Genomic DNA, 25,400 nt, shown 5'->3' on the forward strand with positions numbered 1-25,400 from the left:
TCAGCAATTCGGATTGCGTAATAATCGGGTTCAAAGTAAACTGCCTTGCTTGAAATTCTGTGTTTTTTGCAGGAAAAAACTCATGTAAAAAGGGTTCAAGCTGCTTTATGGCGAAAGTTTAAACTTATATTATCAATGATAAAAATAGCTTGGGCGCCACGGAAGATTTGGCTGAATGATTGCGTAAGGGCTGGAGTGTGATAGCGGTGGAATTTGTATATGAATGGATGGGCCACATCCAATTGGGGGTGTTTTTACTGGCGCCGCTGTTATTGCCGTGGTGGCTGAAGCGATATATCTGGCTTGGTTTTGTGGCAGCCGGGTATGTACTCTACATAGCTTGGGGGCTTTATCTGCAGGCTGTAGGAACTATGGAAGAATTCGGGACCGGTTTCGGCATGATGATCCTGCCGTATTTGGCGGCAATCTCGCTGTTCGGCTATTTGCTTCAGAAGTCGATTGATCATGCCAAGCATAACGGTCCGGAGGAATAGAAAAGGGAGTGGACATGTGTGATTATCGATCCAACACAACAAACGAGCAAGGAAAATTATAAGCTGCTGATCGGCAGCGTGTTGCCGCGGCCGATTGCCTGGGTCTCATCCGTCTCATCCGGCGGCGAGTTGAATTTGGCGCCTTTCAGCTTTTTTACGGTCGCTTCGCGCAATCCGCCGATGCTGATCTTTTCGATCGGTGAAGGGGTCGAGGGAAGGGCTGGCACAGTGAAAGACACATTGGCGAATATCCGGGGGCGGGGCGAGTTTGTTGTCAATATCGTATCTGCGCCCCTTGCGAATGAAATGGCGAAAACCGGCGAACATGTTGCGCCGGACGTCGATGAGTTCGCTTATGCAGGCTTGACGCCTGCCCCATCAGAAGTGGTTTCAGTGCCGCGCGTGAAAGAATCGCCCGTCAGCATGGAATGTGAGCTGGTGCAGGTCATTCCGCTCGGCGACGATCATCTCGTAATCGGCAAAGTGCTGCGCTATCACATCCAGGATGAATTATATGACAAGGGCCGGATCGATACGAAAAAGCTTGCGCCGATCGGGCGGCTTGCGGGGAATTATTCGCCTGTAGAATCGATGTTTTCATTGCCGAATGAGCATTTGGAGGATTATTTGCGGCCGCCGGTAGATAAAGACCGGGAGTAGCCGCGACCACGGGGAGGGATGCTTCATGGCCTTGCAGGTTGAACATGTCAGTTTCAAACGTTTGCGGCGTGAACATTTGCCGCTGCTCTATGAATGGATCACGAAAGAACCGCAGATCAACCGTTTTTGGGGATATAGCTATAATGGCACTTACGGGGAGTTCGTGCGCGAATTTGTCGGCAGCATCAAAGGGCGGGATCCGACCGAACCATATCTCATCTACTACCTGGAACAACCGATCGGCTATATCCAGACCTTCCGCTGGAGCGACTATCCGGGCAGCGAACAGTTTACTGAACTGCAGAAGGCAGCTGGCCTGGATATTCTTATCGGGGCACCCGCCTACCGCGGCCAAGGCTTCGGCCAGGCGATCATCCGCCGTTTTTTGGAGGAAGTGGTGTTTCGCGACGGATCGGTGACGTGCTGTGTCACCGATCCCGATATCCGCAACAAGCCGGCGATCCGTGCCTATGAAAAAGTCGGGTTTGAAATTGTCCGGCGCGTGGAGGAAGTGTCGGAAATCACGCGGCCGGTGTGGTTTATGCGCGTCGGGCGCCATCAATTGGAACGAAAGAAACCCTAGCCGAAATTGGCTAGGGTTTTAATTTTTGCTCGGCATCCCGGATTGCTTGTTCCATGAAGCGCACAGGATGGTCGAGCATGCGCCCGTGCCCGACAGCGAGGAAGCTGGGCTGCAGCAAGGTCAATTTCTTGGCGCTGTCGAGTGCTGTACGCTTGTCCCACGTCGCGATCGCCGGGAACGGGAACAGCGGCTTGAATGTCCCGGAAACTGCGGTGCCGCCGCGTGTCTGGAAAGCGTCTCCTGCAATGAGGACGCCTGAGCGCCTGTCAATAAACGAGATGGATCCAGGCGAATGCCCGGGAGACAGGACGACTTCGAGCGAGCCGATCCGGTCGCCTTCTTGCAACAGGCGGTCGGGCGTTGTCTGGATGCTTTTCGGGATTCCGCCTTTGACGGGTTTGCCCGCATCTTCAGGCGAAGCACTTTTATCGCCTGAGAGAATTTTCGCTTCCCTTTCCGAGATGGAGACTTGTGCGGCGGGAAACTGCTTTTTTAAAGCATCGAGTGCGCCGACATGATCGGTATGGGCATGCGTCAGTGCGATTTTCGTAATCGGCTTGCCGATGGTTTTTGCCGCCAAAGCGATGTCTCTTGCTGCGAAACCCAAGGCGCAATCAACGAGTGTCAAACCTTCCTGTTCTTCGACCAAATAACAATTCACCGGAAATACCCTGGGCATAAAAGCCAATTGATAGACATTCTCCACTTTCTTGACCCGCATGGCCGCCAACTCCTTTCGGATGATTACTGCCATTTTATCGCAATCGGCCGATGAAATGAAGCCGGGGGTTAATAGTTGTGCGGGAAACGAAGCTGGCGCATAATGTCCCTAGATTGTTTTTAACGGAGGAGGAAAAGCTGTTGGTTAAGTTAAAAGGCGTCGTGCCTGTCATGCGCAACCTGAAGGAATTCGAGCGGCTGCTTGCGAGCGACCAGGAGACCATCATTTTCCTGGAAGTCAGGCTCGCCCAGCTCAAGCCGCTCGTCGCTGCTGCCAAGAAAGCAGGCAAGAAAGTCATCTTGCATGCGGATTTGATCCAAGGCTTGAAAACGGACGCTTACGGCATTGAGTATTTGGTCCGCGAAGTGAAACCGGATGGCATCGTTTCCACAAGAAGCAATGTCATCGCTCTTGCCAAGAAAAATAAATTGACGACGATCCAGCGCTTGTTCTTGCTCGACAGCCATGCGCTCGAGCATAACTTGAGCTTGATCGACCAAGTCAAACCCGATTACATCGAGTTATTGCCGGGGCTCATCCCGTCGATCATCAAGGAAGTGCACGAACGGACCGGCATCCCGATCATTGCAGGGGGCTTGATCCGCACGAAAGAAGACATCGAACTTGCCTATGAAGGCGGGGCGGAAGCCGTCTCGACGTCCCAGGCAGAGCTATGGGATACGTAATTCTGTAAAGCCGATCCCTCGGGTTTCGTTCTTCAGGGAGAGCGTGCCGATTTTTTCAGCTTTCCTCACTTCCAAATAAGCCCGATTTAATTGTTGACAGCGTTTTCAAAAACTGCTAAATTGATTTTACAAGTTAAGGACCGTGCAGGAGAATAGGAGATCCGCATCGGACAAGGCCCATTTCAATGGGCCTTCGTTCGATGTGGATTTTTTTGTGTTCGGGGCTTAATCAGACATGGAGATCCTGCTTGAATCTTGGTCTTGTTACATGGCCGGTTTTGATGAAAGCGGAATATCTTAAAAAGGGGTGTAGGGAAAATGACAATGTTTTTAGCGGAATTGATCGGTACGATGATCCTTATCATTTTTGGCGCGGGTGTTGTAGCGGGCGTGGTTTTAAAAGATTCAAAAGCGGAAAATTCAGGCTGGATCGTCATTACGATCGCTTGGGGCCTTGCGGTCACAATGGGCGTTTATGCGGTCGGTAATTTCTCAGGGGCGCATTTGAACCCGGCAGTCACTTTAGGCTTTGCATTTGTCGGTGAATTCCCATGGTCACAGGTGCCGGTCTATATTGCCGCGCAAATTCTGGGTGCCATCATCGGTGCCGTGATTGTGTTCTTCAACTATCTTCCGCACTGGGACAGAACGAAAGAAGCGGAATCGAAACTCGCTGTATTTGCAACGATACCGGCCATCCGGCGTCCGTTTTCCAACTTGATCAGTGAAATCATCGGGACTTTCGTGCTCGTCATGGGCTTGTTGTTTATCGGTGCCAATGATTTTACGGAAGGCTTGAACCCGTTGATCGTCGGTGCGCTCATCATCGCGATCGGCATGTCGCTCGGCGGGACGACGGGATACGCCATCAACCCTGCGCGTGATTTGGGCCCGCGTATCGCACACGCCTTGCTTCCGATTCCAGGTAAAGGGCCGTCAGACTGGAGCTACGCTTGGGTGCCGATCGTGGGGCCAGTATTCGGGGGCATTTATGGGGCAGTGTTCTACAAAGCGATCTTTACAGGAGATTTCGGCTTGCCGTTCTTCGCATTGAGTTTAGTGCTCGTCCTGGTATTTGTCGGGGCAGCCAGTGTAGAATTAAAAAATGGCCGAGCGAAGGCCAAGCAATTAAGAGAAGAAACCATTTCATAAGTTAGCGGAGGAGATTCCAGTGAGTAAAAAATATATTCTATCAATCGACCAAGGAACAACCAGTTCGCGGGCGGTCTTGTTGAACCATGCCGGCGAGATCGTCGGGACGGGCCAGCAGGAATTCCAGCAATTTTTCCCGAAACCGGGTTGGGTCGAGCATGACGCCAATGAAATATGGACTTCCGTCCTTGCCTGCATCGCCGAAGTATTGCGGAAGACAGACGTCGACCCATCCGAAATTTCGGGCATCGGCATCACCAACCAGCGTGAGACGACCGTCGTCTGGGACCGCAACACCGGCAAGCCGATCTACAAAGCAATCGTCTGGCAATCACGCCAAACGGACGGAATCTGCAATGAATTGAAAGAACAGGGATTGAACGATACATTCCGTAAAAAGACCGGTCTTTTGATCGACGCGTACTTCTCCGGCACGAAAGTGAAATGGATCCTCGACAATGTCGAAGGCGCAAGGGAAAAAGCGGACAATGGCGATCTGATGTTCGGCACCATTGACACATGGCTCGTCTACCGCTTGTCTGGCGGCTCGACGCACATCACGGATTACAGCAACGCATCGCGTACCCTCATGTACAATATCCATGACCTTGAGTGGGACGATGAACTGCTCGACATCCTGACCGTGCCGAAGAGCATGCTGCCGGAAGTACGCCAGTCATCAGAAATTTATGCACATACTATTAATTATCATTTCTTCGGCCACGAAGTGCCGATTGCAGGCATTGCAGGCGACCAGCAGGCAGCCCTGTTCGGCCAAGCATGCTTCGAAAAAGGCATGGCGAAAAACACTTACGGAACTGGATGCTTCATGCTGATGAACACTGGTGAAAAAGCGGTCGAATCCGAGCATGGCTTGCTGACGACACTCGCTTGGGGCGTCGACGGCAAAGTCGAATATGCACTCGAAGGCAGCATTTTTGTGGCAGGTTCTGCGATCCAATGGCTGCGCGACGGGCTGCAGGTCATCGAGACGGCGCCTGAGAGTGAAGATTTCGCAAAGCAAGTGGATTCGACGGACGGCGTTTATATGGTGCCGGCATTTGTCGGGCTCGGTACGCCGTATTGGGATACCGATGCGAGAGGCGCAGTATTCGGCTTGACGCGCGGCACGACGAAAGCGCATTTCATCCGTGCGACGCTTGAGGCGCTCGCATATCAGACAAAAGACGTTGTAGATGTTATGATAGAAGATGCAGAGATTGAATTGAAGACTTTGCGCGTCGATGGCGGCGCAGTCGGCAACGACATGTTGATGCAGTTCCAGTCGGATCTGCTGCATGTCCCTGTTGAACGCCCGCGCATCCAGGAAACGACGGCGCTCGGGGCTGCTTACTTGGCAGGACTGGCTACAGGATTCTGGAAAGACAAAGACGAGATTGCCGCACAATGGCAGCTCGATAAAACCTACGAGCCGGAAATGGCGGATGAAACAAGCGAGCGCCTATACACAGGCTGGCAAAATGCCGTAGCCGCAACCCGTACATTCAAGCCCGTCAACTAAACTTACAAGTTAATCACACGAGAGATAAATGGCCGGAGACGAGGAGAGACCATGCCAGTACAGCAGATGTGAATCTGCGGCTGTGTACGGGTCTCTCTTTTTGATATGGAAAATATTGGATAAGGAGTCGGTTAAGAATGAAATTCTCAAGCTTGCAACGTACAGAAACATATGGACAAATGAAACAAGCGCCACTCGATGTATTGATCATCGGGGGCGGCATTACTGGAGCGGGGATCGCGCTCGACGCTGCAGCACGCGGCGTTCGCGCAGGAGTTCTGGAGATGCAGGATTTTGCGGCAGGAACTTCGAGCCGTTCGACGAAACTCGTGCATGGCGGTTTGCGCTACCTGAAGCAATTTGAAGTGAAGATGGTCGCAGAAGTCGGCAAAGAACGCGAAATCGTCTACGAAAACGGGCCGCATGTCACGACACCCGAATGGATGATGCTGCCGTTCCATAAAGGCGGCACATTCGGACCCCTCAGCACCAATGTTGGTTTGCGCGTCTACGATTACTTGGCAGGCGTCAAGAAAGCCGAACGCCGCCGCATGTTCTCGCGTGATGAAGCAATCCGCCGCGAGCCCCTTGTAAAACAACAAGGGTTGAAAGGCGCAGGCTATTATGTCGAGTACAAGACGGACGATGCGCGCTTGACGATGGAAGTCATGAAAAAATCTGTCGAAAAAGGAACGCTGGCATTGAACTATGTGAAAGTGAAAGGCTTTCTCTACGACAACGGCAAAGTGGTCGGCGTGGTAGCGGAAGACCAGCTAGACGGCACGATCCACGAAATCTTCGCGAAAAGAATCGTCAATGCGGCCGGCCCGTGGGTCGACACCTTGCGCGAAGAGGACAAGTCGAAAAACGGCAAGACCCTGCAGCTGACGAAAGGGATCCATTTGGTGTTCGACCAGGCACGATTCCCGCTGAAACAGGCCATCTATTTTGACATGCCGGACGGCCGCATGGCATTCGCCATCCCGCGCCAAGGCAAAGTGTATGTCGGCACGACCGATACCGTATACAAACAAGATATCGCGCACCCGACGATGACGACGGAAGACCGTGATTATGTGTTAGAAGCCGTCAATTTCATGTTTCCGGATGTGGCGATCACGGCTGCTGATATCGAATCCAGCTGGGCAGGATTGCGCCCGCTCATCCACGAGGAAGGCAAAGATCCATCCGAGATTTCCCGTAAAGACGAAATCTTCGTATCGGATTCCGGCTTGATTTCGATTGCAGGCGGCAAGCTCACCGGCTACCGCAAGATGGGCGAAAGCATCATGGACTTAGTCACTAAGCAGCTTCAGGATGAATACGGTACTTCTTTCAAGAAAGTATCGACGAAGAAAATGGCGCTTTCCGGCGGTGAAGTGGGCGGATCGAAAGGCTTTAAAGCATTCAAGGCCGACCGCTTGAAACGTGCGGCCGAATTCGGGCTCACAGAAGACGCAATGGAATTGCTCGTCAACCGCTACGGCGCGAACGTCGACCATGTTTTGCGCCATTACACGGACGGATTAACTGATGCCGCTGGGCATAATCTCGACCCGCTCGTCTATGCGATGCTGCGCTATGGAATCGAATCGGAAGCTGTCTGCAAGCCGGTTGACTTCTTCATCCGCCGCACAGGCGCGCTGTATTTCGATATCCACTGGGTACACGCCCATAAAGAAGCCGCTGCGGATTATATGGCAGGCGTATTCAACTGGACGGCCCAACAGAAAGCGAGTTATATGGAAGAGTTGGAAATCCTTCTTCACGAAGCCGTCATTCCAACCCCACTATCCGAATTAAGTAAATAAGTGCTACTTACTGCAACAGCTCCTTGTCATCCATTTGACAAGGGGTTGTTTTTTTGATTGAAAAAATAAAAAATATGCCATTAGTGCTAAAAGAGAGGTTTCCGAGGGTAGAGAATAATATCCATTTTTTATTGAAATTCAAAAGATTTTTTACATTGTCTAGGCATTTATCCGGAAAGGACGTATAATTCCCGTAAATATCTAGTTGAATGATCAGAAAATATAGGGTGGAAAGACTATGGGATTGTGAGGGGAATGACCATGAAACAGACAACTACAGCATTGGCGGCTATGACATTAGCCCTTTCTCTGATCGGCATTGGCACAACGGCGCAGGCGCAGGAATCGGCAGAAAACCCGGCAGACCGGGTTATTGTTAAACTGCGGGAGCAAGCTGTTATGAAAGGCTCAGCTGCTGCACAGAAAGTCACGACAGCGGAAACGGGCACAGGGCAAATCGTCGCGCTCGAAGTGCCGCAAGGGCAGAGCTTGGAATCGTTTATGGCGGAACTTTCCAAGCAAGGCGATATTGAATACGTCGAGGCGGACCGGCGTGTGGAATTGGCCGCGATACCGAGCGACCCGTTTTACGCAGGGTATCAATACCACCACCGGCTCATCGGTTCAGAGTCCGCCTGGGACAAGACGACCGGGAAAGCCGATGTGCTCGTGGCGGTTATCGATGACGGATTCGATTTGCTGCATCCGGATCTCAAAGGGCGCACCGTTTCCCCGTTCAATGTCATCACGGGAAAACCTGGTGATGTCAGCGTAGAAATCCACGGGACGCATGTTGCTGGGCTTATCGCTGGCAATATGGGCAATGAATTATTCGGTGTCGGCGTGGCACCATCGACGAGCATCATGCCAATCGATGTATTCGACGGGCCGGATGGTTTTATTTCGGACGTTGCCGCCGGCGTTTACCATGCAGTGGACAATGGGGCAGATATTATCAATATGAGCCTTGTCGCTTATTCCGACACGAAGGCATTGAGGGAAGCTGTGCAATATGCGCATTCCAAAAATGTCTTGGTTGTCGCAGCAGCCGGCAACGATGGCATCAGCTCCCCTTATTACCCAGCCGCCTATAAAGAAGTCGTGTCGGTCTCCTCGACTGATGCCACGGATAAGCGCTCCGGGTTTTCGAACTTCGGCAAAACGATCGATATCGCTGCCCCGGGATCAGGCGTTTTTTCCATATTTCCCAATAAATCATTCGGCGAAATGGACGGGACCTCCATGTCCACGCCGATTGTCTCCGGGGCTGCAGCGTTGCTGAAAGCGAATGAGCCGAAACTCAGCAATGCCGATATCGCAGGGCGCTTGATGTTGACTGCGAAAGACCTCGGGGCGCCTGGAAAAGATGATTACTACGGCCATGGCCGCCTCAATGTCGATCGTGCACTGACTTTGGATGCCAGCCATTGGTCGAATCGCCTGGCTGGTTCCAGCCGCTATGACACGGCGGTTGCCATTTCGAAAGCCGGATGGAGCTCCGCTTCGACAGTAATCATTGCGACAGGCACAGACTTTCCGGACGCCTTGGCGGGCGGCCCGCTTGCCTACAAAGAAAACGCACCGATCCTGCTGACAAAAGGGGATGCCCTCCACCCGGCAGCTGCCGCTGAAATCCGGCGGTTGAAGCCTGGCACTGCCATTCTTCTCGGCAGCAACGGAGCGCTATCGGCGACTGTTGAACAGCAAGTGGGCGAGCTGGTCAATAAAGTCGACCGCATCGGCGGCAAATCACGCTACGAGACGGCCGCGCTGATTGCTGAAAAGATCACGAGTGACCGGGCAGTTGTCTCCAACGGCCAAAATTTCCCGGATGTTCTTTCCGTTTCCCCTTACGCAGCGAAAAACGGCATCCCGATTTTGCTGACGCGGACGGGCACATTGCCGGCAGAAACGAAAACTGCACTATCCGGTAAAAATTCGACGATCGTCACAGGAGGCACGGCTGCGGTCAGCAATGCCGTCATGGCCCAATTGCCTGGTGCCAAGCGGTACGGTGGAACCAGCCGTTACGATACCGGCAAGTTGATCAACCAAGCTTTGCCGATGGGGAAACAAAAAGCCTTTATCGCCACAGGCACGAATTTTCCGGACGCTTTAGCGGGGTCGGTCCTTGCAGCTAAAAAGGATGCGCCGATTTTATTGACCGCAGCGAACTCGATCCCTTCTCCAACGAAAAGCTTGCTTCCATCGTATCCGGCGTACTCCATCTTCGGCAGCAAAGGGGCTGTATCGCCTGATGTGAAGTTTGAAGTCGATTTGCAATTAAAATAAACGGAAAACCTGCTTTTCTAAACGTTTCCTCCAAAAATATTCCCTGCCTTTACATATCTTCAGGGATTTCAGGGTAAAGGGAGTTATCAGGCGGCAGCAGCCGCAGCAGCTACTGTATTGGAGGATGAAAAGATGAGAAAGATGAACCGTGGTATGATCACGTCGCTCGGGGCGATCGGCATCGCACAAGGATTGAAAATTGTCACGCATAAAGTGGTGGCAGGAAAATGGGATTGGCAGCAAGCCTTCACGACCGGCGGCATGCCAAGCTCCCACTCAGCAGGGGTATCGGCACTCGCCGCATATGTCGCTTCGAATAAAGGCGCGCGCCACACAGAAACGGCACTCGCTGTCGTATTCGGTGCCATCGTCATGTACGATGCACAAGGCATACGCCGCCACACAGGCGAGATCGCACGATTGGTGAATGACCTCGAGGACAGCTTCACGAAGATTTCCGGCGAGTTTCCGAGTTTTGAATTTGTGGAGCGCGATAAAGAGTTGAAGGAACTGCTCGGCCATCAGCCGATTGAAGTATTTGCAGGAGCTGCATTTGGCACCTTGCTCGGCGTCATCGCCGCGAAAATCGAGAACCGTGAACGTGATTTGGAACAGCAAAAACGGTTGCCATACAATGGGCGCATGACCCGTGCAGATTACAGATAAGCAAAAACCGCTGTGGTGGCGGTTTTTTTCTTTGCGCAAAAAACCGATTGTAAAGTTTGTTAAGTGTTGGTGAAGACTGTCCAGAAAGGGGTTACGGAAGCGGAGAAATCGGTTAGCCTATAAGTGAAAGCAGACCCATTCGAAGGAGGAAAATCATTTGAAGATTTCTGCTCTGGACATTTCACTTTCGGCACTCGCTTTTGGCTTTGTATTTATGGCACATTTCGAACCGGTGACGTTTGCAAGCGAGACTGAACCGGACGGCAAAAAGCACGAGCCGGGGCGCGAAGTGATCGAACGTTTGGGCCCTCACGGCAACGTGGAAGAAGAATTGGAACAGCTGGAACGGCATGTAGACAGCAAAGGCACGTTAACCATTGAAGAGTATCAAGAAATTCAGGGGCAGTTGGATGAGTTGCTGCAGCGTGTCAACGACCAAGCGAAAGCAAGCGGGAAAGCGGATGCCCAGCTATTCGGCGAGGTGTTGGTACTGCAGGAAGCGGTCACAGGAATCGACGTCCGCTGAACTTGCCAAAGCTTGCAATAGAAGCGAGTGCAGGAAGCGATGCTGAGGCATTGCTTTTTTGATATACATCGACAGAAGATGGAGCAAGTAGCTGCAGTTTGTAGCTCGGCCAGATTTCTGTTCAGTACATATAGATGAAAAAATGAACACAAGAAAAACAGGAGTCCCATATATAGCGGACTCCTGTTTTTCTATGCTCAATAGGCGCCTTGTGAATAGGTAAGTTCGTAGCCGTGCGTATAAATTTCGAAAATATTGCCAAAAGGATCTTCGACATAAACCATCTTATAGGGTTTATCATCCGGGTAATATTCGCGAATAGGCATCCGTTGTTTGCCGCCGTGCTGTTTGATTTTCTCGACCAACTCTTCGATATTGGGGTCCTGGATGCAGAAATGGAAAATGCCGGTTTTCCAATACTCGAAGTTATTGTCAGGCTTTTCGTTCTCTGGGAATTCGAAAAGTTCGATGCCGATTTTGTCGCCGGTAGCGAGATGGGCGATCCGGAAATGTTTCCAGTCATTCCCGAATACATCTCGGCACATTTGGCCGATAGCGGTATCGTCGTTATAAACAGGGGCAGGTTCCATAATTGTGTACCAGCCGAGTACTTCTGTATAAAATTTCACTGCTTGGTCAAGATCAGGCACAGAGAGGCCAATATGGGAAAAGCTTCTAGGGTACGGTTTCAAAAAAATCCTCCTTCATTTGTTTGACAGCCTCAGTATAGAGGCTTATTCTTCTATTGAATAGTATGCACTTTTCCGGAAGATGCTACCCAAAAAGGAAGTAGGTCAATAAAATGGAAGATCAGATTATTGTGGACGAGCATGGAAAATTAAAGTGTTCGATAGAATATACGCTTCAGAAAATTGGCGGAAAATGGAAGCCGGTCATTCTCTGGCATTTGGCATATGATGGCACCCAGCGATACAGCGAACTGAAAAGTCTGATGCCGGGTATTACCCATAAAATGTTAAGCCAACAATTAAAAGAACTCGAAAAAGATGAATTGATAACGCGCAAGCAATTCAATGAAATGCCGTTGAAAGTAGAGTATTCAATCTCCCCGAAAGGCACAAGCTTAAAAAAACTGTTGAAAGAAATGCATGACTGGGGTGGCGAACAAGTTCACCGAAGCACACCGCCAAATTTGGAGCCATAATGGAAAATCCTGATAGCTGTCTTTTATTTTAAAAAATAAGTGTCTTAAGTCACGGTAAAAGAATAGAATTGTTGTTCTGAATTTTGAAATTTATTACCAAATAAGGACAAAATATTACAAAGGCAACCTAAGGTGGAGGTTTGGCGTTCTAAGGTTTATAATGAAGAAAATTCGGGGATGAATTATGTCCGGCAGGAGGTACAGCTATGAAATGCACAAAGTGTGGCACGATGAATGATGAGTCTGCAAAGTTCTGTGATAATTGCGGAGCGCCGCTTGCCACAAGAAAGCAACGCAAACCGAAGCGCAATAAATTCATCTATGCGCTAGTGTTGTTGGCGGTGTTATTGGGGCTTGGATTTGGACTAGGGCAGCTATTGGGCGCTGAGGAGCCGGAAGTGGCACTGCCGCAGGAAGACACCGAAGCGTCTGAGGAGATGTCTGAGGAAGAACCGGTGGAAGAAGAGCCAGTGGAAGAAGAGATGCCGGTTGAAGAGCCGGAAACACAAGTGTCTTCTGAAGAACCGGTTGAGGGAACAGTGACCAAAGCGGAGAATATCACGCACCCTTCCGACCAAGAAGAAAAAGTCGAGCCGAAAAAGAAAGACAAGACGGCCATCATTAAAGATGCACAATCACGCGTCTACACCATCTTGACGGAAGGCGGGCAAGGCTCTGGGTTCCTATTTACGAATACAGGGATGGTCGTGACGAACGCTCACGTTGTGTCAGGCTATACGGATGTTATCGTGCGCAACATCAATGGACAGGATCATGAGGGAACCGTCGTCGGGATTTCAGCTGAATCCGACATTGCCTTAATTCAAGTGAATGATTTGACCGGCATCGAGCCTTTGGAAGTGGAAATGGCCCCAACCGATGTCGGCGCGGAAGTCATCGCGCTTGGCAGCCCGTCCGGTTTTGAAAACACTGCGTCTATGGGGTATTTGACAGGCATCGACCGTGATTTCTACCAGGAATTCACTTACGAAAATATCTATCAGATCGATGCAGCTCTTGCGCCGGGATCAAGCGGCGGGCCGCTGCTTGACGCAGCAACAGGAAAAGTCATCGGCATCAACTCACTGCTATTCCCAGAAGGGGATTCCATCGGCTTCTCCATTCCGCTTTATTCAATGTATGACCAGTTGGATGCATGGGCGAAAAACCCGATGAGCCGTGAAGCGGTTGCCAAGATTTTCCCGGTCTACGATGATTTCGACAGCAGCTACGAAGACGAAAACTACGAATTCGATTACAGCACGACACATGAATTCTCGGAAGAATCGTTGACGGAATTTGTCGTGAGCTATCAGGAATTTTACGAACTGGCATTGCAGGAAGAAGACTTCTACTACGTTCAGAACTTGCTGGTCTATCAAAGCGATATCTACAATAGCATGATCGAATATATCGACCAGATTACCGGTAAAAACATGGAACATATTTTCAATAAACTTGATATCACCAATATTGAAATCAAGGAAGACCATGCCCTTGTCTATACAGAAGAAGCATTTGAATTTAAGGATGCAGAAGGCAATTGGTCGGTGCAGGAACGCACGAAAGTTTATACGATCGTCATGGACGATTACGGATTCTTCTACATCTCCGACATCGTCAATATAGAATAGTGTAAAGCCCTGAATGAGAATTCAGGGCTTTACTAGTGCATACAAAAAAAGACCGCAGCTTCCCTAAAGGAAGCTGCGGTCTTTCGTTTAGCTGCTCGAGACGAGGTCGGCCACCAGAATATAGCGGTCGGGTGCATAGCCGACAAAATCGAAAGGATAGCAGGTGGAGACGGTCAAAGTCGCCCTCGGTTTCGGGACGATGACGGTGCGGTCGTCTTCATCGACAATGCGCACTTGGCGGACGCGGTAAGTAAACGTGCCGTCAGCGGTGTGGACGATGAACTCATCGCCTTTGCCGACTTTGCCGAGTTCCCGGAATACCGTATCGCGATGCCCTGACAAGACGGAGTTGTCGGATTGCCCTGGCAGGACGCTTCCTGCATAATGGCCGACGCCTTTTTCCAGCTCATCTTCATCGGTGCCGTGGATGATCGGCAAGCTTGCCCCGAGTTTCGGGATGATCAGTTCGCCCATCAAGTCGCCGATTTGCGGGTCTGACGGGTAGCGAATGTCTTTCGGGAGTTGGGTTGTTTCCGCTGGTTCTTCGACTCGGGACGCAGGCGATTCAGCATCCGGCAAGGAAACTTCGGCGTTTGTCGTCTGCAGTTTCGGCGCGAAATCCTCTGCAGCGGCCGAATCCGCTTTGTATAGCAGATAGCCTTTCGCGAAAGTCGCTGATTGCGTGCCGCTGAACCATACGCCGAAAATGATCATTCCGGCTGCTACTACCCCCATCAACCAAGACATGTACTTTTTGTTCATGCTGTTGGTTTTACCCGCAGGCGCCTGAACAGCAAAGCGCCGAATGCGATAAAGCCGAGGCCGATCGCTGTGTTTTGCGCAAAATCACTGGCCGTTTTCGGCAGCTTTCCGCCTTTAACGGTTTGATTCGTATTATCCACAGGTTTTGTTGGCAGCGGAGTAACCGTCGGTGTGCTGTTTTCCAATTCTTTTCCGGTGTCGACGATGAGGTCCGACCCGAACATATCAGCGGTCAACAGGATGTCCGCCAGAAAGTCGCCTTGTAAATTGTACAGCTCGATCAAGAGGTCATAGCCGTCCGTCGATTCGAGGGAAATAAGGGATTGCACGCTCATCTCCTTTTTCTCATCGCCTTTGACAAAATAGTACTTGGCCTCCATTTCGAAGATTTCCATGAATTCATCATAGATTGACAAAAGTTCCGCGATTTGTTCAGCGGACAATTCGGTCACGGTCGAAAATTCCTCGATTGCCATCATGCGCTCGCTGAGTGCCATCAAGCGTTCTTCAAATTGCGGGTTCGTGTAATCGAGTGTTTCAAAATGCTTTGCCAGACGCTCGAGTTCTTGTTCGGTCAAGCCGAATTCAGCGAATGCACCCTCCAAGTCCATATCAAACAGCCAGTCTTCCTGATAGAACAGGATGGAGCTTTCCAAGTCCTCGATGAACTCGTATTCTGCGAGTGAATCGTCAAACAAGTTAAGGAATTCTTCCAGCTCTTCCTTGGAAGCAAAGCCGTAATCCTCAAGCAATAAAGCCAGATTCGCTTCGGTAATCGGTGTTAAGTCTTCCCCCAAACTCACATAGAAATCGAGAGATTCCTCCAGGTCTTCCATGAAAATGATGAAATTCCCATCCAATACGTCTACGCCTGCATCCACATCTCCGAACTCTTCCAATAAGCTGTTCAATTCGGCGCGTGTCAGTTCGTATGTAACCATAACTTGTGCAATGCCGGCTTCTGTAAGCGGCGTGCCGAGTCCTGCAGCGGAATCGAACTCCTCCAGAGCCCATCCTTTGCTGTCCAAATAATCGATGTAATCCGCTTTTTCCCAGCCGATTTCGGCCAATAAACGGTCAAAGCCGCGGTCGTCCTCTGAAATGGCCAACGCCGGAACTGTTCCGATCGCTAGAGCCAACAAGAGGGAAGTGATAAATGTTAACGCACCCTTCATGTAAATCCTCCTATATGTGAAATAAATGGAATATCTAGAATAGTATAGTCTTGAGTAACTATTTTTAGAATAGGTCCATGGAATTATAAAAGAGTTTTCTTTCAATCAATTGGTGATGATCTCAAAAGAAAAAAGAATAAATTATTCGAATTGTCTTGCTTTTTGTTTATTCATTATCGTATAGTCTATACAATAATGAATAAATGAGGTGGGAAAATGCACCGACATTTGCTTGTGCCGGACGCTGTCGAAGAAGTAATGGAGATGCACGATGAAGATATTATCATCACCAACCGGGCAGGCCGCATCATTAAAGTGACGGAAATGAGCGGCTTGCATTACGGCTTGGAACCGGCTGCCCTGCTTGGCCGCTCCATCTATGAGTTGGAGCAGGAAGGCGTCTTTACGCCAGCGGTTACACCGCTAGTCATTGAACGGAAGAAAAAACTGGTGCTCGTCCAGGAAACGGTAACAGGAAAAAAGATGCTCATTACTGGCATGCCGGTATTCGATGAACAGCGCGAAGTGGAATACGTCATCAGTTACTCCTATGAAGTATCGGAATTGATGATCATGAAGGAATACCTGGAATCGCTGGAAACGGAGATGGACCGTGTCAAAGGGGAATTGGCGCATTTACGGGGCAGGCAATTATCGGTCGAAGGCGTCATTGCCCAAAGCGCACAATCCGAACGGGCGCTGCGCAGTGCGTTGAAACTTGCTGAATATGATGCTTCTTTAGTAATCGAAGGCCCACGTGGAACCGGAAAAAGCTTGTTCGCCAAGCTCATCCACCAACACAGCGCGAGAAGAGATAGAGCTTTTATCGAAGTTGATTGCGGCGCGATTCCGGAAACGATATTCATTGAATCTTTTGAAGGCGATGGCGGCTATTTCAGCCTGGCGGAAGGGGGGACGCTCGTACTGAATGAAATCGACCGGCTGTCCGCCCGTACGCAATCGATGCTTGAAAAAATGCTTGTCAAAAAACGGGACATCCGGCTGATTGCGATCAGCGAAACTTCTCTGGAAGAGCGCATGCAAGAAGGAGGGTTCCGCGAAGCCTTATTCTATCTACTGCATGTTTCGCTGATTCAGCTCTCGGGGCTGCGTGAACGGCCGGAAGATCTGGAAGCGTTCCTGTCCCGGACAATCAAAGAACTTGGAGATAAATACGGTGTGCGAAAAAAATTGGCAGATCCAGCGTATGTCCATCTGTTGCAGCTGGAATGGAAAGGCAATTTCCGCGAAGTGCGCAATGTGCTCGAACGCAGTTATCTCGAAAGTGAACAAGGTGAAATCCTGCTCGAGGATCTGCCAGCGAGCTACCGCCCGGCAAAAGATGAGAAAGTCGGCATCGAACTCGAAGGCCGCACTTTGCCGCATCTGCTTGATGTGGTCGAAAAGAAAGTGTTGGAAAATGCCAAAAAGCGCTACCGCACAACGACTGAAATGGCGGAACGGCTCGGCATCAGCCAGCCCTCCGTCGTGCGTAAACTAAAAAAGCATGCCATTGCAACAGGAAAGGATGAAGACTTATGACAACAAAACAAACACAGGACTGGATGGAAATGACGAACTCCATCGGCAATCTGTTGGCCCCGAGCATGGCAAAAGACCACCCGAATCTTCCGGTCGTCAAAGCGGAAGGCTGCTATTACTACGGGGCGGATGGGCGTACCTACCTGGATTTCACATCCGGCATCGCAGTGGAAAATGTCGGGCACCGCCACCCGAAAGTCGTGCAGGCGATCAAGGACGGGGCGGACCATCTGATCCACGGGCCGTCCGGAGTTATCATCTATGAATCGATTTTAAAGCTGGCATACGAACTTCAGCAAATCATGCCCGGAAAACTCGATAATTTCTTTTTCGCCAATAGCGGGACAGAAGCGATCGAAGGCGGCATCAAGCTTGCGAAATACGTCACGAAACGCCCGTACGTCGTATCGTTCACCGGGTGTTTCCACGGGCGTTCGATGGGGGCGCTGAGTGTGTCGACTTCAAAAAGCAAATACCGCAAACATATGCAGCCGTCTTGGCTGACCTATCAATTGCCGTATGCGCATCCGGATGATTTGCCGGAAGGGGCAGATCCCTCTGTGTTCTTTCCTGAAAAGCTGGAACACGATATCGAGAAATTATTCAATCACCAAGTGACGCCGGAAGAAGTGGCGTGCATCATTTTAGAACCGGTGCTCGGGGAAGGCGGCTATATCATCCCGCCGAAAGAATGGCTCGAAAAAGTGCGCGAAATCTGCGACCGCCACGGCATCCTGTTGATATTCGATGAAGTGCAGACCGGCTTCGGCCGCACCGGCAATTGGTTCGCTGCACAGACATTCGGCGTCACGCCGGATATCATGGCTGTCGCAAAAGGCATCGCTGCCGGGCTTCCGCTCAGCGCGACGGTGGCCTCCAAAGAATTGATGGACCAGTGGCCACTCGGCACGCACGGGACGACCTTCGGTGGCAATCCGCTCGCTTGTTCGGCAGCGCTTGCATCGATCGGAGTGTTGAAAGAAGAGCGGCTGCTGGAAAATGCCCAGACGCTCGGCGCCTATGCCTTAGAAGAGTTGGGCAAGCTGAAGAGAAAACATCCCATGATTCGTGAAGTGCGCGGCGTCGGTCTCATGATCGGCATCGAATTGATGGATCCGGAGACGAAACGCCCGGACGGGGAAGCGGTCATGACGGTACTGGATGATTGCCTGAAACAAGGGGTGCTGTTCTATCTATGCGGCAATTCAGGCGAAGTTATCCGCATGATCCCGCCGCTGACGGTAACAAAAGAACAGATTGATGAAGGCATCAACGTACTGGGCAAGGCATTAACGAACTTACAGTAACAATTGAAGGGGAATATACAAAAGGGGGAAACGTTCATGACCAGCATTCCAAAAGAGAAACAGGCTTTATCGCCATCCGCAACATGGAAATTCATCATCCCATCATTGATCGGGGCTTTGTTATTTCTAGTCCCTGTCTCCTATGATGGGCAAATTACAATCGGGGTCGGCATTCTGGCCTCATTCCTGCTATCGACGTTCGGGGAATGGATTCCTGGGTTCATCTTGGTGCTTCTTGGCTTCTCGGCAGTCGCAGGCTTGGCGGCGAGCATCGCAAAACCTGGATTTATCCAAAATTCCGATATGCTTCGCCCGATATTCATCATCGGACCCGTCAGCTTGGCAATCCGCTTTATCGGATTTGCGGTTGGCCTCATGGCTTTTTATGAAATCGGCCCGCAAGCGATCGCGTCCCGCAATACAGGCGGGGTTGTGCTTTATGACCTGGCTCCGGTGCTGTTGACTTGGTTTTTGTTTGCCGGCATTCTCTTGCCGCTTTTGGTCGAGTTCGGCTTGATGGAGTTCGTCGGCACTTTGCTCAATAAAATCATGCGCCCGGTGTTCACGCTGCCGGGGCGTTCCTCGATCGATGCGATGGCTTCCTGGATGGGCGCTGCGCCTGTCGGGGTCTTGGTGACGATGAAGCAATATGATGAAGGCTATTACACGAAACGTGAAGCGGCTGTCATCGCGACGACGTTCTCGATTGCCTCTGTCGCGTTCAGCCTGGTCGTCGCAAATGTCATCGGCATCGGCCATCTGTTCCTGCCGTTTTATCTGGCGGTTTCGGTTGCTTGTCTTGTGGCGGCAATCATCATGCCGCGCATTCCGCCCTTGTCCCGCAAAACCGATACATACCGGGAAGGGGTCGGGAAACAAATCGACGACAGCATTCCGGACAATGTTTCCTTGGTCAAATGGGGTTTTGAAGCCGCGCGTTTGAAAGCGAGCCAAGCCGCAAGCGGCAAGAAGCTGGCACAGTCGGGTGTCGGCACGGTTATGGATATCTGGCTCGGCTTGATTCCGCTGGTCATGGCGCTCGGCACCGCCGCTTTAGTCATCGCGGAATACACGCCGATCTTCCGCATCATCGCGTATCCGCTCATTCCGCTGCTGACGCTGTTGGGCTTGCCGGAAGCTGCACAAGCGGCGCCGACTTTACTCGTCGGCTTCGCGGATATGTTCTTGCCTGCAGTACTTGGCAGCGGCATCGAAAGCGATTTGACGAAATTTGTCATCGCCGGCATGTCGCTCACGCAATTGATCTATATGTCGGAAATCGGCATCCTGATCCTGCGTTCGAACATTCCGGTGAAGTTCTGGGAGCTGTTGGTCATTTTCCTTTTGCGCACAGCAATCACCTTGCCAATCATCGTCTTATTCGCACATCTTTTCGTTTGAGTAAAACCTCCGCCAAGCGGAGGTTTTTTCAGGTTGTCGAGAAACTCAGGAAACCGTATTTTCCGAAGCTTATCGCACGACTCCGTGGGGCGGGAATCGAGCCTCCTCGTCACTAAAAACGTTGCTCAACTCTCCCTATGTTCGAGCATCGCAAATGAATGTGCTCAGCACAGCTTCGCTCATTCATTGCCTGCGGGGTCTCTCAAACCCGCTAGTCCCACAGGAGTCGAGCGAATGCTTCTCCAAATACTTAGATAGACCATTGATTTTTGAATATAGACAAGATGACTCACTTTTAAATTTATAGCGAATCATAGACTTCTTCAACACTTTGTAAAAACCTCCGCCAAGTGGAGGTTTTTTGCTTTTTGGAAACAATGCTATACTCTCAAGTAAACGACTGCATAGGAAAGGTGAGAAGGCCCATGAAAATCACTAAAGCAATCATCCCGGCAGCAGGCCTCGGCACCCGTTTCTTGCCGGCGACAAAAGCGATGCCGAAAGAAATGCTGCCGATTGTCGACAAGCCGACAATCCAGTACATCGTCGAAGAAGCGATTGCATCCGGCATCACCAGTATCATCATTGTCACGGGAAAAGGTAAGCGTGCCATCGAAGATCATTTTGACCATGCATTTGAGCTCGAACAAATCTTGAAACAAAAAGGGAAGCTCGATATGCTCGACTCGGTCCTTGCCACGTCCGAAGTGGAAATCCATTATATCCGCCAAAAGCAGCCCCTCGGCCTCGGCCATGCGATTTGGTCGGCACGGCATTTCATCGGTGACGAACCATTTGCGGTGCTTCTCGGGGATGACATCGTCCAAAATGATCCGCCAGCGCTCTTGCAGTTAATCGAGCAGTTCGAGAAAACCGACAGCCCGGTCATCGGAGTCAAGGAAGTAAGCAGTGATGAAACCCATCGCTACGGCATCATCGCTCCGACCGAAACCGACGGGCCGCTCATGAAGGTCGACCATTTCGTCGAAAAGCCTAAGCCTGGCGATGCCCCGTCCAATTTCGCCATCATGGGCAGGTATGTTTTGACACCGGAAATCTTCCGTTTGCTGGCAGAGCAGGAAGCGGGGGCCGGCGGGGAGATCCAATTGACCGATGCCATCGGAAAACTGAATGCGATCCGCCCTGTCCATTCATTCGCTTTTGAAGGCAAACGTTACGATGTTGGGGAAAAATACGGATTTATCGAAACGACAATCGAATTCGCCCTGCAGCGCCCTGAACTGAAATCGCAGTTGCTTGACCTCTTCGAAAAGAAACTGGCTGAAGAAAAGAAAAAAGAATAGGTTTTGGGTGATTGAATTTTCTGATAATAAATGACATACTTGATGTATACAATCGAATAGACATTGTGAAGGAGGAGATTCGATGATTACAGAAGACGATATCCACGTCGACTATCGGATAGAGATGCGGTCTGGAACTGAAATCTTTGCATGTAAAGCAGATTGTAAGTTGAAGGGCGAGGAAGAACAGCCGCAAGTCGGGGACGCCCATTTCTATTTGTTCAATCCCCAGCGAAGTTCGCTTGAATCGCTGGCGATGTATGCCGAACATATCTCCGAAGGCCTGGGGGAAGTTTACCGTGATTTGAAGCATATACCGGATATTGACGATGTCTTTGGCTTGGTTGCAGTGTTCGACGATTTGCAGGTGGCCGAAGAAGAGCGCAACAAAGGCATCGGGGAATCGTTCGGGCAGAAGATGCTGGAGGAATTGCGTTTCCTGGATGTAGAACTGCTGGTCGTTATCCCGGGCTATTACACCAATACATCCAAACAGGATGAAGCGTATAACAAGAAAATCCGTGCATATTATAAGAAGAACGGATTCAAGCGTTTAAAGAAGAACATGGACAATCCGGTCATGTATACGTATTTGTGAAATGAAAAAAGCTGCCGACTCGGCAGCTTTTTTCTATTGCTTTATTTTTGGGGCCCAAAGTTCGAGGGAACAGGACAAGGATCTGGAAATGGTTTAAAAAACGATTATGTAATTCCAGAAAGTTATTGGAAATTTTTGCATCCGCTTTCACCAGCTTTAGAATAAGCTTCTTATGCCATTCTACATAACGGAAATGATATCTGAAAATTGGAATTATATGAGCTTTAATACCTATAATGATTAAAAAATCACAGGATATTGTTACTGTCAATACATTTTATACTAGTTTAAATTCCCTCCTTGTAGTAGTATAGGTATATGATATTTCAATATTTATAATATTGGAATAAATAACGGGTATTTTAACCTATGGGATGGGGTGGGCGGAATGAAGAACAATTTGAAGCTCGGAATTTTGATTTTGATGGTGCTTGGATTCGGTTGGGCGTTATTCTCGCTGGTTCTGCCGTTTTCCACCGAAATGCTGCTGGTGGCGGGACTATCCATCTTGTTCATGACTTTGATCCATGAACGTTATGTGTTCCTGTACGGCATCAGCATCATTTTGAGCTATGGTGTTTTCTTGACAGTATTTTCCTTTTTCTTCACGCAACGGCCTGACTTGGAGCTCATGTACGTTTATAGCCATTTGCTATTCACGGGTTTCATCTTGTCTTTCTGGCTATTGCTGAACCAGATCAAGAAGATCGGCTACGAGGCGAGCGAATTGCGCCGGCAAGTGCAGCTTCTCCAGAAATATCACGGCGAAACGGACATCCTGACGGTCAATGAGTTCACAGAGCAAGCGCAATGGGTGCTCAAAACGACAGAACGCCGCCAGGAAGAGACATGGTTCGTGGAAATCACGATCAATACGAAAAACAAGCGCACCCAACAAAACATCAAAGAATCGCTTGAACGGGCGACATTGTCAACGATCCGCCAGAAGTTCGACTTGGCGACTTCGACCGGCCAGTCAATTTACCTGCTGTTGAAAGATATAGACGAAGAAGGAGTGCGCCTCATGATGGAGCGCTACCGTGACAAGGTGAAGCAGGAATTGAATTTGCTGGATTCACCATATGAAATCAGGAAGGAGCAGGTGTCCAATTTGAATGAATTGTCGCGTGCTTTGGGTAGGGCGATATGAATATACTCATCACAGCCACAGTTGTCCTGTTTTGGGTCTTGCTGCTGTTCTATTCCGCGGTGACAATCGGCGGCGTTTGGTACCGGCTGCAATTCCGCAATCCGCCAAAAATCGAACATTATCCGAGCGTGGCCGTGCTGATCCCTGCACATAATGAAGAAATCGTCATTGAAAATACATTGCGCGCCATGGCGCGGCTGAAATACGAAGGCAAACTCGATATTTACCTTTTGGACGACAGTTCCAAGGATGGGACAGCTGCCATCGTCCAGGAATTCGCTGCAGTCTTCTCGAGAATCCATTATATTCCAGTTCCGCCGGGCAATCCGAAGGGGAAATCGCGGGTATTGAACTACGGTTTGAGTGTGACGGATTCGGATTATTTTGTCGTCTATGATGCGGATAATGAGCCTGAGCCAGACGCTTTGGAAAAAATGGTCCAGGCTGCCGAGACGGTGCCGAACGCAGCCGGTGCTGTCGGGTATGTCAAGACGAAAAATGTCGATACCAATGTCTTGACCCGTATGATTTCGCTTGAATTCCAAGTGTTCCAATTGCTCATGCAATGCGGACGCTGGGCACTTTTCAGACTTGGTTCACTAGCGGGGACGAACATGCTTTTGCGCCGTTCGGTCATCGAGAAGCTGGGAGGCTATGATGTCTATGCTTTGGCGGAGGATGCCGAACTGACGGTCCGCATCACAGCTGCTGGTTATGTGCTGCCGGTCATTCCGACTTCGCGTACATGGGAGCAGGAGCCGGAAACGCTTAAAGCTTTCATCAAGCAACGGACACGCTGGTTGACCGGCAATTTGTATTTATTGGAGAAATCGATGAAGGATTGGTCGCACTGGAAAGGCAGAACATTCGTGCTCAGTTTGCAGCATCTTTTCACGTACCTGATTTTTGTGCTGATGCTGCTGATTTCGGACATCTTTTTCATCCTGAGCATTTCGGGAGTTGAGATCCCGAATATCGGTGCCCCGCTCATGATGCTTTGGTTTATGACCTATATTGTCTATACCGCCCAGCTGTTGAGTGCGCTTGTCGTCGACCGGAATGTTTCATTGACCAATGTGCTGTATGTGCTAATCATGTACTTCACTTATGCCCAATTGTTCATCTTGCTGCTGATCCGCAGCGTTGCCACTTATACATGGAGCAAATTGCGCAAAAAAACGATTGCCTGGGACAAAACCCAGCGCTTCAAAGGGAGAGTGGATTCATGAGGAAATGGCTCTTGCCGGTGATGGGTGTGGCCATGCTCGCCGCCTGCAGCGAGGAAGCAAGCGAACCGTCGCCTCAACCAGATGAGCAACAGGCGCCAGAGGATCAAGAACAGCCGGTGGAGCAAAAAGTGGTTCCGGAAGATTTTGCGGAAGCCTATTTCGACGAAAATAATTTTATCCATGCTTACCCATCGGCTCCCGATTCGCAATATTTGTCCGAGAGCATCGGCTTGTATATGGAATATTTGGTCATGATGGAAGATGAAGAGAAGTTCGCAGAGCAATACGAAAACCTCATGGACGAATTCGTAGTTGAAGAAGGAGATAACTTTTTCATCAATTGGCTGATTTTTGAGGATGCAACGGTCAATGCGTTAATTGATGATATCCGGATCGCGGCTGCGCTCAGGGAGGCGGATCAATTATTCGGTCAGCCCGAGTATTCGGAAACCGCAGACCGGATTATCGAAACCATTTCCCGTATCCAAACGAATAATGATTATACAGTCGATTATTATGATTGGGAAGTGGAATTTCCAGCACAAAGAGTGACCTTGAGCTATTTAATAGATGATGTTCCGAAAGACATGAACGCCGATCGGGTGCTGGAGAATGTCGACACCGATGAAGTATTCTTTCCGGAGTATTTCGATGTGGTGGAAGAAGCATATGTGAAGGGTGATGTCATCCATCCGATCGACCAATTGCTTATAGCGATTAACCGTGAACGTATCGGGTTATCGTCAGAGCGTTTTGAAGAATGGCTTAAAACAGAATGGGAAGAAGAAGGGCGGTTATACGGAAGGTACGACCGCGAGACCCTGCAACCGGCAGTAACGTATGAATCACTTTCAATGTACTTTTTCATGAATGAATATTTTCTCATCATCGGCGAAGAGGAGGCTGCTGAAGAAGTGAAATCCCGCGCGACCGAAATGTTTGAAGAAAATGGGGAAGGTGAAACGCATTTCTTCGACTTCATCCATTATCACCTCATGATGGAAGATGAGTCGAAGTAGG

At 50.1% G+C, this 25,400-nt stretch carries 24 protein-coding genes; 20 read left to right on the forward strand and 4 right to left on the reverse strand.

The annotated features are described in order from the left end of the window. Positions 1-206: 206 nt before the first annotated feature. Genes AB9R92_RS13780 through AB9R92_RS13790 form a run of 3 tightly spaced genes read left to right on the forward strand, consistent with a single transcriptional unit; the run spans position 207 to position 1,737 of the window. Positions 207-494 carry a hypothetical protein gene (locus AB9R92_RS13780; RefSeq protein ID WP_370669994.1) on the forward strand — a complete coding sequence of 96 codons (288 nt, stop codon included), beginning with the start codon at positions 207-209 and terminating at the stop codon, positions 492-494. A gap of 18 nt (positions 495-512) precedes the next feature. Beyond that, positions 513-1,154, forward strand: coding sequence for a flavin reductase family protein (locus AB9R92_RS13785; protein WP_370669995.1), 642 nt, complete (start codon positions 513-515; stop codon positions 1,152-1,154). Positions 1,155-1,179: 25 nt separating this feature from the next. Further along, positions 1,180-1,737, forward strand: coding sequence for a GNAT family N-acetyltransferase (locus AB9R92_RS13790; protein WP_370669996.1), 558 nt, complete (start codon positions 1,180-1,182; stop codon positions 1,735-1,737). A gap of 10 nt (positions 1,738-1,747) precedes the next feature. Here the strand turns inward: AB9R92_RS13790 and AB9R92_RS13795 are convergent, their stop codons facing one another. Next, positions 1,748-2,458: an MBL fold metallo-hydrolase gene (locus AB9R92_RS13795; protein WP_370669997.1), complete on the reverse strand. Its 711-nt coding sequence runs from the start codon at positions 2,456-2,458 to the stop codon at positions 1,748-1,750. A 140-nt stretch (positions 2,459-2,598) separates the two neighbouring features. On the opposite strand from AB9R92_RS13795, the gene AB9R92_RS13800 reads away from it, so the two are divergent. The 7 genes from AB9R92_RS13800 (at position 2,599) to AB9R92_RS13830 (ending at position 11,113) form a co-directional block, all read left to right on the forward strand. Beyond that, a complete protein-coding gene (locus tag AB9R92_RS13800) occupies positions 2,599-3,144 on the forward strand; it encodes a glycerol-3-phosphate responsive antiterminator (RefSeq protein WP_370669998.1) in 546 nt (181 codons plus the stop codon). Positions 3,145-3,462: 318 nt separating this feature from the next. Further along, the gene (locus tag AB9R92_RS13805) at positions 3,463-4,296 is read left to right on the forward strand and encodes an MIP/aquaporin family protein (RefSeq protein WP_370669999.1); all 834 of its coding nucleotides are present in this window, start codon (positions 3,463-3,465) and stop codon (positions 4,294-4,296) included. A 19-nt stretch (positions 4,297-4,315) separates the two neighbouring features. Beyond that, a complete protein-coding gene (gene glpK / locus AB9R92_RS13810; protein ID WP_370670000.1) occupies positions 4,316-5,818 on the forward strand; it encodes a glycerol kinase GlpK in 1,503 nt (500 codons plus the stop codon). A 137-nt stretch (positions 5,819-5,955) separates the two neighbouring features. Next, on the forward strand, positions 5,956-7,629 hold the full coding sequence (locus tag AB9R92_RS13815; RefSeq protein ID WP_370670001.1) for a glycerol-3-phosphate dehydrogenase/oxidase: 1,674 nt from the start codon (positions 5,956-5,958) through the stop codon (positions 7,627-7,629). 261 nt (positions 7,630-7,890) lie between these two features. Further along, positions 7,891-9,921: a S8 family serine peptidase gene (locus AB9R92_RS13820; protein ID WP_370670002.1), complete on the forward strand. Its 2,031-nt coding sequence runs from the start codon at positions 7,891-7,893 to the stop codon at positions 9,919-9,921. Between the two features lie 132 nt (positions 9,922-10,053). Beyond that, positions 10,054-10,587: a divergent PAP2 family protein gene (locus AB9R92_RS13825; RefSeq protein WP_370670003.1), complete on the forward strand. Its 534-nt coding sequence runs from the start codon at positions 10,054-10,056 to the stop codon at positions 10,585-10,587. A gap of 157 nt (positions 10,588-10,744) precedes the next feature. Then, positions 10,745-11,113, forward strand: coding sequence for a hypothetical protein (locus AB9R92_RS13830; protein ID WP_370670004.1), 369 nt, complete (start codon positions 10,745-10,747; stop codon positions 11,111-11,113). 197 nt (positions 11,114-11,310) lie between these two features. Here the strand turns inward: AB9R92_RS13830 and AB9R92_RS13835 are convergent, their stop codons facing one another. Continuing rightward, complete coding sequence (locus AB9R92_RS13835; RefSeq protein ID WP_370670005.1) at positions 11,311-11,805, reverse strand: lactoylglutathione lyase family protein; 495 nt, start codon at positions 11,803-11,805, stop codon at positions 11,311-11,313. Between the two features lie 110 nt (positions 11,806-11,915). Here AB9R92_RS13835 and AB9R92_RS13840 point away from each other — a divergent pair, with 110 nt between their 5' ends. Together AB9R92_RS13840 and AB9R92_RS13845 are read left to right on the forward strand one after the other, a co-directional pair. Next, a complete protein-coding gene (locus tag AB9R92_RS13840) occupies positions 11,916-12,278 on the forward strand; it encodes a winged helix-turn-helix transcriptional regulator (protein ID WP_370670006.1) in 363 nt (120 codons plus the stop codon). 206 nt (positions 12,279-12,484) lie between these two features. Beyond that, positions 12,485-13,912 carry a trypsin-like peptidase domain-containing protein gene (locus AB9R92_RS13845; RefSeq protein ID WP_370670007.1) on the forward strand — a complete coding sequence of 476 codons (1,428 nt, stop codon included), beginning with the start codon at positions 12,485-12,487 and terminating at the stop codon, positions 13,910-13,912. A gap of 87 nt (positions 13,913-13,999) precedes the next feature. Here AB9R92_RS13845 and AB9R92_RS13850 read toward each other — a convergent pair whose 3' ends face one another. Both AB9R92_RS13850 and AB9R92_RS13855 read right to left on the reverse strand, forming a co-directional pair. Beyond that, positions 14,000-14,659 (reverse strand): class D sortase, encoded by a 660-nt coding sequence (locus AB9R92_RS13850; protein WP_370670008.1) that lies wholly within the window; start codon positions 14,657-14,659, stop codon positions 14,000-14,002. Positions 14,660-14,670: 11 nt separating this feature from the next. Beyond that, the gene (locus tag AB9R92_RS13855; protein WP_370670009.1) at positions 14,671-15,849 is read right to left on the reverse strand and encodes a processed acidic surface protein; all 1,179 of its coding nucleotides are present in this window, start codon (positions 15,847-15,849) and stop codon (positions 14,671-14,673) included. 216 nt (positions 15,850-16,065) lie between these two features. Between AB9R92_RS13855 and AB9R92_RS13860 the strand changes: the two genes are divergently transcribed. From AB9R92_RS13860 to AB9R92_RS13895, 8 genes are all read left to right on the forward strand, one after another. Beyond that, the gene (locus tag AB9R92_RS13860; protein WP_370670010.1) at positions 16,066-17,391 is read left to right on the forward strand and encodes a sigma 54-interacting transcriptional regulator; all 1,326 of its coding nucleotides are present in this window, start codon (positions 16,066-16,068) and stop codon (positions 17,389-17,391) included. Then, on the forward strand, positions 17,388-18,698 hold the full coding sequence (locus AB9R92_RS13865) for an aspartate aminotransferase family protein (RefSeq protein ID WP_370670011.1): 1,311 nt from the start codon (positions 17,388-17,390) through the stop codon (positions 18,696-18,698). Before AB9R92_RS13860 ends, AB9R92_RS13865 begins: the two co-directional genes overlap by 4 nt. Before the next feature lie 36 nt (positions 18,699-18,734). Beyond that, on the forward strand, positions 18,735-20,099 hold the full coding sequence (locus AB9R92_RS13870) for a YjiH family protein (protein ID WP_370670012.1): 1,365 nt from the start codon (positions 18,735-18,737) through the stop codon (positions 20,097-20,099). Between the two features lie 425 nt (positions 20,100-20,524). Then, positions 20,525-21,403, forward strand: a complete 879-nt coding sequence (gene galU / locus AB9R92_RS13875) for a UTP--glucose-1-phosphate uridylyltransferase GalU (RefSeq protein ID WP_370670013.1) — start codon at positions 20,525-20,527, stop codon at positions 21,401-21,403. A gap of 82 nt (positions 21,404-21,485) precedes the next feature. Continuing rightward, a complete protein-coding gene (locus AB9R92_RS13880; RefSeq protein WP_370670014.1) occupies positions 21,486-22,001 on the forward strand; it encodes a hypothetical protein in 516 nt (171 codons plus the stop codon). Between the two features lie 388 nt (positions 22,002-22,389). Beyond that, the gene (locus AB9R92_RS13885; protein WP_370670015.1) at positions 22,390-23,151 is read left to right on the forward strand and encodes a hypothetical protein; all 762 of its coding nucleotides are present in this window, start codon (positions 22,390-22,392) and stop codon (positions 23,149-23,151) included. Next, a complete protein-coding gene (locus AB9R92_RS13890; RefSeq protein ID WP_370670016.1) occupies positions 23,148-24,380 on the forward strand; it encodes a glycosyltransferase family 2 protein in 1,233 nt (410 codons plus the stop codon). Before AB9R92_RS13885 ends, AB9R92_RS13890 begins: the two co-directional genes overlap by 4 nt. Then, positions 24,377-25,399, forward strand: coding sequence for a hypothetical protein (locus AB9R92_RS13895; RefSeq protein ID WP_370670017.1), 1,023 nt, complete (start codon positions 24,377-24,379; stop codon positions 25,397-25,399). Before AB9R92_RS13890 ends, AB9R92_RS13895 begins: the two co-directional genes overlap by 4 nt. Position 25,400 lies beyond the last annotated feature (1 nt).

This window comes from Planococcus sp. SSTMD024 (assembly GCF_041320495.1).
Taxonomy (GTDB): Bacteria; Bacillota; Bacilli; order Bacillales_A; family Planococcaceae; genus Planococcus.

What these genes read in the sequence shown, in the direction of transcription:
- AB9R92_RS13795 (WP_370669997.1), bottom strand. Translation starts at nt 2,458, where the DNA reads ATGCGGGTCAAGAAAGTGGAGAATGTCTATCAATTGGCTTTTATGCCC.
- AB9R92_RS13855 (WP_370670009.1), bottom strand. Translation starts at nt 15,849, where the DNA reads ATGAAGGGTGCGTTAACATTTATCACTTCCCTCTTGTTGGCTCTAGCG.
- AB9R92_RS13890 (WP_370670016.1), top strand. Translation starts at nt 23,148, where the DNA reads ATGAATATACTCATCACAGCCACAGTTGTCCTGTTTTGGGTCTTGCTG.
- AB9R92_RS13865 (WP_370670011.1), top strand. Translation starts at nt 17,388, where the DNA reads ATGACAACAAAACAAACACAGGACTGGATGGAAATGACGAACTCCATC.
- galU (WP_370670013.1), top strand. Translation starts at nt 20,525, where the DNA reads ATGAAAATCACTAAAGCAATCATCCCGGCAGCAGGCCTCGGCACCCGT.
- AB9R92_RS13885 (WP_370670015.1), top strand. Translation starts at nt 22,390, where the DNA reads ATGAAGAACAATTTGAAGCTCGGAATTTTGATTTTGATGGTGCTTGGA.
- AB9R92_RS13880 (WP_370670014.1), top strand. Translation starts at nt 21,486, where the DNA reads ATGATTACAGAAGACGATATCCACGTCGACTATCGGATAGAGATGCGG.
- AB9R92_RS13820 (WP_370670002.1), top strand. Translation starts at nt 7,891, where the DNA reads ATGAAACAGACAACTACAGCATTGGCGGCTATGACATTAGCCCTTTCT.
- AB9R92_RS13860 (WP_370670010.1), top strand. Translation starts at nt 16,066, where the DNA reads ATGCACCGACATTTGCTTGTGCCGGACGCTGTCGAAGAAGTAATGGAG.
- AB9R92_RS13825 (WP_370670003.1), top strand. Translation starts at nt 10,054, where the DNA reads ATGAGAAAGATGAACCGTGGTATGATCACGTCGCTCGGGGCGATCGGC.
- AB9R92_RS13840 (WP_370670006.1), top strand. Translation starts at nt 11,916, where the DNA reads ATGGAAGATCAGATTATTGTGGACGAGCATGGAAAATTAAAGTGTTCG.
- AB9R92_RS13850 (WP_370670008.1), bottom strand. Translation starts at nt 14,659, where the DNA reads ATGTCTTGGTTGATGGGGGTAGTAGCAGCCGGAATGATCATTTTCGGC.
- AB9R92_RS13815 (WP_370670001.1), top strand. Translation starts at nt 5,956, where the DNA reads ATGAAATTCTCAAGCTTGCAACGTACAGAAACATATGGACAAATGAAA.
- AB9R92_RS13845 (WP_370670007.1), top strand. Translation starts at nt 12,485, where the DNA reads ATGAAATGCACAAAGTGTGGCACGATGAATGATGAGTCTGCAAAGTTC.
- AB9R92_RS13870 (WP_370670012.1), top strand. Translation starts at nt 18,735, where the DNA reads ATGACCAGCATTCCAAAAGAGAAACAGGCTTTATCGCCATCCGCAACA.
- AB9R92_RS13790 (WP_370669996.1), top strand. Translation starts at nt 1,180, where the DNA reads ATGGCCTTGCAGGTTGAACATGTCAGTTTCAAACGTTTGCGGCGTGAA.
- AB9R92_RS13895 (WP_370670017.1), top strand. Translation starts at nt 24,377, where the DNA reads ATGAGGAAATGGCTCTTGCCGGTGATGGGTGTGGCCATGCTCGCCGCC.
- AB9R92_RS13805 (WP_370669999.1), top strand. Translation starts at nt 3,463, where the DNA reads ATGACAATGTTTTTAGCGGAATTGATCGGTACGATGATCCTTATCATT.